Consider the following 5,991-nt stretch of genomic DNA (forward strand, 5'->3'; position numbering starts at 1 on the left):
TCCCAGGACGGCCCCTCCCAGGACGGCCCCTCCTAGGACGGCCCCGACAGGGAGAGCTCGAACCAGACCACCTTGCCCGCGCTCAACCGGGTCGCCCCCCAGCGGCGGGCCATCCGGTTGACCAGGTACAGGCCCCGCCCGCCCTCGTCCGAGGGGCGCGCCTGGCGCAGCCGGGGCAGCTGCGGGACATCGTCGCCGACCTCGCAGCGCAGCACGTCGGTTCGGAGCAGGCGCAGCGTGATGGGCCGCTCCGCGTACCGCACCGCATTGGTCACCACCTCGCTGACCAGCAGCTCCGCCGCGTCGCTCAGCTCCTCCAGGCCCCAGCGCTCCAGCGCCCGGCGGGTCAGCCGGCGGGCCTGCCGGGCGGTCTGCGCCCGGGGGTCGAGAAACCAGTACGCCACATCGCTGGAGGCGATCCCCTCGAAGCGGGCGGCCAGCAGCGCCACGTCGTCGTCCCGGTCGCCCGGGCCGAGCATGTCCAGCACCTCGTCGCAGAGCGGCTCCAGCGGCGGCGGGTTGGGGGCGGTCAGCCGGGCGGTGGCGTTCAGCCGCTCGCGCAACTGCTCGATCCCGGTCCACACGTCGCGCATCCGGGACTCGACCAGGCCGTCGGTGTACAGCAGCAGGGTGGCGCCCTCCGGGGCGTCCAGCTCCACCGCCTCGAAGTCCACCCCGCCGACCCCGATCGGCGCGCCGGGCGGCACCCGCAGCACCTCCGCGCGCCCGCCGCGGTGCAGCAGGACCGGCGGCGGATGCCCCGCGTTGGCCACCACGATCCGGTGCGCGACCGGGTCGTACACCGCGTACAGGCAGGTCGCCATGCGGTCGGTGCCCAGCCGCTGGGCCTGCTCGTCGAGGTGGTGCAGGACCTCCTGGGGCGGCAGGTCGAGGCCGGCCAGGGTCTGCGCGGTGGTCCGCAGCTGGCCCATGATCGCGGCGGAGGTCATGGAGTGGCCCATCACATCGCCGACCACCAGCGCCACCCGGTTGCCGGGCAGCGGGATGGCGTCGTACCAGTCGCCGCCGACCCGCGCGGTCTCCGCCGCGGGCAGATAGCGGCTGGCCAGCCGCACCCCGGTGGGCTGGGGCAGCGAGTCGGGCAGCATGGTGCGCTGGAGCTCGTCGGCGATGTAGACCTCGCGGCCGTAGAGCACCGCCTTGTCCACGCCCAGCGCGGTGTGGGTGGCCAGTTGGGCGGCGACCAGCAGGTCGTCCGGCTCGAACGCGGGCCGGTCCAGGCGGCGTACGAACACGGCCGCGCCGATCACCCGGCGCCGCCCGCGCAGCGGGGCCAGCACCGTGCGCTGGCCCGGTGCCACCGAGCGCCCGTCGCCGAGCAGCTCGGGCAGCGCGTCCCGGGCGGCCGGGGAGTCGCCGAACACCGGCCGCACCCCGCGCAGCACCTCGGCCAGCGGGCTGCCCGGCTCCACCTCGCACAGCTCGTTGGCCGGGCCGCCGACCATCAGCGGGGCCAGGTCCGGCTGAGCGGGCATCAGCCGCACCCCGTCGGTGTCCGGCTCCTCCGGGATCCGGTCGGTACGCCGCAGCCGCAGCACCACCGGCCCCACCGGGCGCTCGTCACCCACCGGCAGCGGGTCCCGCAGATAGACCAGGATGGCGTCGGCGAAGGTGGGCACGGTGGCCCGGCACAGGCCGAGCACGATCTCGTCCAGGTCGATACCGCGGGCGATCCGCCGCGTCGCCGCGCCCACGAACCGCAGCCGGTCGCCGCCCCGGTCCCGGCCCGCCATCTGCTTCGGCGCCCCGTCGGCTCCGGCGGGCGGCAGGGCCCCCAGTCCGTCCTCGGGCAGTGCGGGGGAGCCCATGGGGTCGGCCGGGTGCGGGATCCGGGCGGCCCGGCCGTCGAGCGCGCCGTCGCCGCGGCCCTCCGCGTGGCTGTCCATACGGGCCGCCTCGTCCGCGGTGTCCGCTGGTCGGATGTCGTCGGTCATCTCGCCGTGCCCCTGTCCGGCCGCCCGTGCGGCGGTCTCGCGGTCGGTGCCGCCGGGACGGGGCACACCTGTGTCCCGGCCGTCGAGGCCGCGTACGGCGGTCTCGCGGTCGGTGGCCCCGGAGTGGTCCGGGTGCTCGCTGGCGGTGGCGCCGGCGCGGGCCAGGCCCGCCGGGTCCGGCTCACCGGGATGGTCCGTGCGCTCGCCGTGCGCCGCGGGCCCGTGTACGGCGTCCGCGGCCTCGCGCTCCGAGTCCCACACCTGCTCGCCCTCCGGGGTGCTGTGCTCTGAATGCGGGGTCCGGCTCTCCGCCGCGGGCAGCCCCGCCCCGTCGGGTGCGGGCGGCTCCTCGGCCGAAGGGGGCCGCGGGCCACCGCACGGGTCCGGTATCGCGCCCTGCGGATCTCCGGGGTGCCCGGCATCCGGGCGGTTTCGGGTGCGCGAGTCCGCGGCAGGCGGGCTGGCCTGCCGTTCTTCGGGGGAGGTCGGGTGCTCCGTCACGCGTGGTTTTCCGTCCGTCTGGGGCTGTGCGCCGTTTTCCATCGGGCGCACCGTGTGTCAGGCACGTCGGCAGTGCAGGAAGAGCTGTATCTCGGGCGGTACATCGGTGCTGGCCGGGGCGTACGCGTGGGTCTCCTCCCCGGTGATCTCGAAACCCGCGTCGCTGACGACCTGCCGCAGTTCCTCCCGCAGGTAACCGGATACCCGGATCGTGTGCCCCAGGAACGGGATCGCGAAGTCGTCCACGTCCGCCTCGACCATGGACAGTCCCAGCAGCCCCCCTGGTCTCAGGAGATTGCGCAGCGCCCGCAGCGCGTAGGGGATCTCCGCGCGCGGCAGCATGACCAGCGAGAAGAACGCGACGATGCCGTCGAACTCGCCCAGCTCCCGGTCGCCGCCCGGCCCGAACCGCCCCCCGGCCCGCAGATCGGCCAGATCCGCGCGGTGGAACTCGGCGTCCGGCACCTGCCTGCGGGCGACCTCCACCATGCCCGGGGACAGGTCGACGCCCACCACCCGGTGCCCGGCCTCGCTCAGCTGACGGGCCGTGGGCACCCCGGTGCCGCAGCCGACATCGAGCACCCGGGAGCCGGGCGGCAGCGACTCGGCCATCCACAGCCCGCTGGCGAGCTGCCCCTCCTTGTGCGGAAAGGCCTCGTCGTAGCGGTCCCCGATGGCGTCGAACGCCTCGGCCTGTCCGGTCCGGTCCAGCACCAGCCGGTCGAAACCCTCGTACTCCTCGTAGCCGTCGCCGCTCACGACACCCGCCTCCTATGACCGTGCGTCACTTCTTCCGCGACGCCCGTGAGTTGCGCGCTGTCCGTCACCCGCTCTGCGCAGTCTTCTGGACGACGATCCTACGTTTGAAACACAGGGGCACAGCAAGAGGTTCATGGTCCCGACTGCGCCGGCATGCGGTCCCAGTCGGCCGGAAGCGCCGGAACGCCCCAGGACGGGTCCGGGCGCCAATCCTCCCAACCCTCCGCGAACGGCGCGCCCCAGGCCTCGACCAGCTCTATCGCGGCCCGCCCGGCGCCGCGCACCCGCGCCGCCTGGCGCGGGGTCATCAGCCCCGCCCGCTGCGCCTGCGCGAACTCGTCCTCGTCCTTCCACTCCCAGCTGCGGTCCGGGTAGACCGCGAGGTCCAGGAAGTGGTCCTCGGAGTCGATGCCGCCGCTCCATCTGCCGCGCGGCTCCTCCAGGTTCACGTACCAGTTCTTGAAGCGCCAGCCGGGCTCCCAGAACAGCCACACCGACCAGGGTTCCTGAGGCCGTGCCAGCTTCAGCACACCGGTGCCCAGCCACTTGCAGCGCGCGATGGTGCGCGGCTTGGTGTAGCGGGTGGCCAGCGGCTCACGGTACACCTCGGTGCCGTCCGCCAGCCTCGGCTTCACGCACTCGGTGCCCGGCGCCAGCCAGACGGCCAGCAGCTCCGGGGTGTCCTGGACCACGGTCACCGGTCGGCAGATGTGGATGCGGTCGGAGGCGTTGCCCCGGTAGCGCCACAGGACGTGCTCCCCGGGCGCCCAGTGCGCCGCACCGCCCTCCACGCCTGCCGTCTCCACCGCGTCCGCTGTCATGAGCAGATCTTAGGGGTGCGGACGGGCACCGCGCGGTGACATATGCCGTGTTCATTTGTGGCCGGGGTCACGTGGAACCAGCCCGTCCTGGGGCACCTCCTGGGGTCCCTCCCGGACGGAGCCTGGGGGAGCCGACTGGGGGAGCTCGCGGACCGGGGATACCCCCGGACGGAGTCCGGGGGGAGGGTCTGGGGCAGAGCCCCGGGCGGGAGCGGGCCGGCCCGGACTCGCACCACCGGCGACGCGGCGCCCTGCGGCCGCACCCCAGGGCGGGAGCCGGGCCGGCCCGAACCCACGCCACCGGCGAGGCCGCGCCCTACGGCCGGGTCATCCGCAGGACGTCCAGCGCCTCGTCCAGCTGCTCCACCGTGAGCACCCCGCGATCCACGTACCCCGCCTCCAGCACCACCTGACGGATCGTCTTCCGCTCCGCCAGCGAGCGCTTGGCGACCTTCGCCGCCTCCTCGTACCCCAGGTAGCGGTTGAGCGGGGTGACCACCGAGGGGGAGGACTCCGCGTACTCCCGGGCCCGCTCCACGTTCGCGGTGATGCCGTCGATCGTGCGGTCGGCCAGCAGCCGGGAGGCGTTGGCCAGCAGCCGGATGGACTGGAGCAGGTTCCGGGCCATCACCGGCAGCATCACATTGAGCTCGAAGTTGCCCGCGGCGCCGGCCCAGGCGACCGTGGCGTCGTTCCCGGTGACCTGGGCGGCGACCATCAGCACCGCCTCCGGGATCACCGGGTTGACCTTGCCCGGCATGATCGAGGAGCCCGGCTGGAGGTCGGGCAGCACGATCTCGGCCAGCCCGGCGCGCGGGCCGGAGGCCATCCAGCGCAGATCGTTGGAGATCTTGGTGAGGCCGACCGCGATGGTGCGCAGCTGCCCGGAGGCCTCCACCAGCCCGTCCCGGGCGCCCTGCGCCTCGAAGTGGTCGCGGGCCTCGGTCAGCGGCAGCCCGGTGGCACGGGCCACCTCGGCGATCACCGCGGCCGAGAAGCCGGGCGGGGTGTTGATCCCGGTGCCCACCGCAGTACCGCCCAGCGGCAGCTCGGCCAGCCGGGGCAGCGCGGCGCGCAGCCGCTCCACGCCGTACCGCACCTGTGCCGCGTAGCCGCCGAACTCCTGGCCCAGGGTCACCGGGGTGGCGTCCATCAGGTGCGTCCGCCCGGACTTCACCACCTCGGCGAACTCCTCGGCCTTGCGCTTCAGCGCCTCGGCCAGGTGCTCCAGCGCCGGGATCAGGTCCCCGGTGACGGCGTCGGTGGCCGCGATGTGGATGGAGGAGGGGAAGACGTCGTTGGACGACTGGCTGGCGTTGACCTGGTCATTGGGGTGCACCGGGCGGCCCAGCCGCTCACTGGCCAGGGTGGCGATGACCTCGTTGGTGTTCATGTTGGAGGAGGTGCCGGAGCCGGTCTGGAAGACGTCCACCGGGAAGTGGTCGTCCCAGCGGCCCTCCGCGACCTCGGCCGCGGCCTCGGCGATGGCCTCGGCGGTCTCCGCGTCCAACACGCCCAGCGCGGCGTTGACCCGGGCCGCGGCACCCTTGATCCGGGCCAGCGCGGCGATGTGGGCCCGCTCCAGCCGCTCGCCGCTGATCGGGAAGTTCTCCACCGCCCGCTGGGTCTGCGCTCGCCATTTGGCATGCGCCGGCACCCGAACCTCACCCATCGAGTCATGCTCGATCCGATACGAACCAACCTCGGTCATTGTCACAACCTCCCGAAAAAGCTGAGCAATTGTCTTGTCCGATGTATTCCCAGCAGGCCCTACCTGCCAGTAAATACCTGGGCTGACACCAACCACGGGAAGGCACCATGCATCGGAGAAGAAACACCGTGCGCTCCACCCTGGTGGCCGTCGCGGCCTGCGCGGCCGCCCTCGGCGGCATGGCCGTCACCACCCCCCAGGCGGCGGCGGACAGCGGTTCCGCCGCCACCACCTCCACCTCCTC

At 73.7% G+C, this 5,991-nt stretch carries 4 protein-coding genes; all 4 read right to left on the reverse strand.

What is annotated here, in order from left to right; translation table 11 throughout:
• Window positions 1-32 precede the first annotated feature (32 nt).
• Entirely contained in the window at window positions 33-1,955 is a 1,923-nt protein-coding gene (locus E4099_RS27940; RefSeq protein WP_386389585.1) for an ATP-binding SpoIIE family protein phosphatase, read from the reverse strand.
• A 558-nt stretch (window positions 1,956-2,513) separates the two neighbouring features.
• Window positions 2,514-3,215, reverse strand: a complete 702-nt coding sequence (locus E4099_RS27945) for a class I SAM-dependent DNA methyltransferase (RefSeq protein ID WP_135341909.1) — start codon at window positions 3,213-3,215, stop codon at window positions 2,514-2,516.
• 131 nt (window positions 3,216-3,346) lie between these two features.
• Window positions 3,347-4,036, reverse strand: coding sequence for a cytidylyl-2-hydroxypropylphosphonate hydrolase (gene fomD, locus E4099_RS27950; RefSeq protein ID WP_135341910.1), 690 nt, complete (start codon window positions 4,034-4,036; stop codon window positions 3,347-3,349).
• A gap of 316 nt (window positions 4,037-4,352) precedes the next feature.
• A complete protein-coding gene (locus E4099_RS27955; protein WP_135341911.1) occupies window positions 4,353-5,747 on the reverse strand; it encodes a class II fumarate hydratase in 1,395 nt (464 codons plus the stop codon).
• Between the last annotated feature and the right edge of the window lie 244 nt (window positions 5,748-5,991).

Source organism: Streptomyces palmae (genome assembly GCF_004684805.1).
In the GTDB taxonomy this organism is placed as follows: Bacteria; Actinomycetota; Actinomycetes; order Streptomycetales; family Streptomycetaceae; genus Streptomyces; species Streptomyces palmae.

Coding starts and splice junctions, on each gene's coding strand:
- E4099_RS27940 (WP_386389585.1), bottom strand. CDS start 1,955: ATGACCGACGACATCCGACCAGCGGACACCGCGGACGAGGCGGCCCGT.
- fomD (WP_135341910.1), bottom strand. CDS start 4,036: ATGACAGCGGACGCGGTGGAGACGGCAGGCGTGGAGGGCGGTGCGGCG.
- E4099_RS27955 (WP_135341911.1), bottom strand. CDS start 5,747: ATGACCGAGGTTGGTTCGTATCGGATCGAGCATGACTCGATGGGTGAG.